The organism is Sphingomonas sp., from assembly GCF_036387595.1.
GTDB lineage: Bacteria > Pseudomonadota > Alphaproteobacteria > Sphingomonadales > Sphingomonadaceae > Sphingomonas.
Genome location: NZ_DASVTL010000086.1, coordinates 1 through 1866, shown reverse-complemented (window position 1 = coordinate 1866; position 1866 = coordinate 1). Strand labels below are relative to the sequence as shown.

Genomic DNA, 1866 nt, shown 5'->3' with positions numbered 1-1866 from the left:
ATCGGCCCAGCGACATTCCGCGCCATATTCGTCTCGCCACCGATCCGACGGCCATGTCACAGCGCCTTCGGCCAGCAGCGGGTTGTCGCGAAGCGTCGCGCCGATTCCGGGCACGGCGAGCCCCCGCTCGACGGCACGGGGTGCGCCGCCCCCGTCGACCAACGACCAGGCCTCGACCGCCGGATCGTCGACCCAGCCGGTCGGGACGGGCGTGCCGGCGCCAACCAGTGCATCGAGCAGCGCTCGCTCGTCATAGACCGTCGCGTCGGGAAACAGCGCTTGCCACTCGTCCACCGACCGCGCCGGGCCCTTCGCACCCTCACGATAGGCGCTGTTGTGCAGATGGCTGATCGCCAACACGCCATCGTCTGCCCTTAGCGCCCGCAACTGCGCGGCAACCGCCGCCTGATCAGGCAGGAAGTAGAACGCGTCATGGCACGCGACGAGATCGAATTGCGTGTCCGCGATCGGCCAAGAGGCGCCGGCATCGAACACCACGTAATCGGCATCCGGTGCGACGAAATGCTTCGCCAGCCAGCATTTCGCGAACACCACGTCCGCGCCGATACAGGCGACTCTCAGCCGACCGAGATCGCGCAGGTAATGCCCGATCCCGCACGCCAGCTCGAACCCGCGCGTGGGCCGCCGCCAATGCGCCTCCATCAACGCCAGCCCCGCAAGATACGTCGGATCGACCCAACGATATGCGAAGTAGTCGGCCACCGGCCCGAACCGCAGCAGCGCCATCGCGTCGCGTAGCGACACCGTCTCGCGCTCGCGCACCAATTGTTTCAGCTCGCGAAGATCCGTCGCCGGTCCGGTCCACCAGCTGTCCTGGTCTGTCAGCAACGCCACCAACGCGTCGTCGGGGCAGCCCGCATCGAGATGGTCCAGCGCCACCGCGATCAGCCCCTCGCTCTCCACCCGCAGATACGGGATGCCATCCACCACCGGCCACCGCTCGCCCGGTGCCGCCAGCGAGTGCGGCGTGTCGGCGACCAGCGGTCGTCCGGACAGAGGCGAGCGGTAAGTCACGCCAGCCCGGCGTCGGCGAGGATGCGGTCGTGGAACGGCTTGACCGGCCCGTCGTGCACCAGCCCATATTCGTCGAGCACCGCCGCCATCGTCAGTTGTCGGGTACGCAGATGCTGGTCGATCTCCAGGACGCGGTCGAGCACGTCGGCGACATGGAACGACTTCGCCTCGGGTGTGGCGTCCCCCGCGATCGGCGCGAGCGCGCCGCGGACCTGCTCGGCGAGCCGCGCCGGCAAGTCGGCCAGCGCCTTGTCGCGCGCACGAACGAAGACGCCATCCAGCGCCGCGCCAAGCAGCATTTCCCCGGTATAGCCGCTGTCGGGCATCTCGGCATTGTGCAGATGATGCGCCATCGCCGCGAGGAATGCCTTGGTAGGATCGGCATCGTACCAGGGGCTGGCGATCACCGCATAGACTGCGACCATCAGGCAATGTTCGGCGTGGTTCTCGGACGGTTGCAACACCACCCGCGCGCGCCCCGGACAGGTTACCCCGGCGCGCGGCTGCCACGCGAGCTTGCCGACGAACGCCGGCGTCGCGCCCGTGGGCGGCGCGCCCGCCGCCAACGTTGCGCGCAGCCGCGAGCGCAAACCCGCATCCAGATCGCTCGTGACGGCGTCGAAACCGGCCTCCAGCACCGTGGTCCCGCCTGCCGCCAGCCCCAGCAGGCGCAACTTGGCCGCATCCAGGTCGCCTAGCCGCGCTGCCGCCAGTGCAGCCGCGACGATCCGCTCCATCACCTCGCCCACCGGCATGCCCGCGACCAGTGCCGCCCAGCCGCCGATGAACAGCCGCTCCGCGATCGATCCGATGCGATCGGCCGAATGGATG

The 1866-nt window shown here is 69.2% G+C and carries 2 protein-coding genes; both read right to left on the bottom strand.

The features are described 5' to 3' along the window. Positions 1–1035, bottom strand: a 1035-nt coding sequence (locus tag VF643_RS09795; protein ID WP_331043200.1) for a class I SAM-dependent methyltransferase, incomplete at its 3' end; no start/stop codon positions are given. Continuing rightward, positions 1032–1866, bottom strand: an 835-nt coding sequence (locus tag VF643_RS09790; RefSeq protein ID WP_331043199.1) for an HD domain-containing protein, incomplete at its 5' end; no start/stop codon positions are given. The genes VF643_RS09795 and VF643_RS09790, both read right to left, overlap by 4 nt.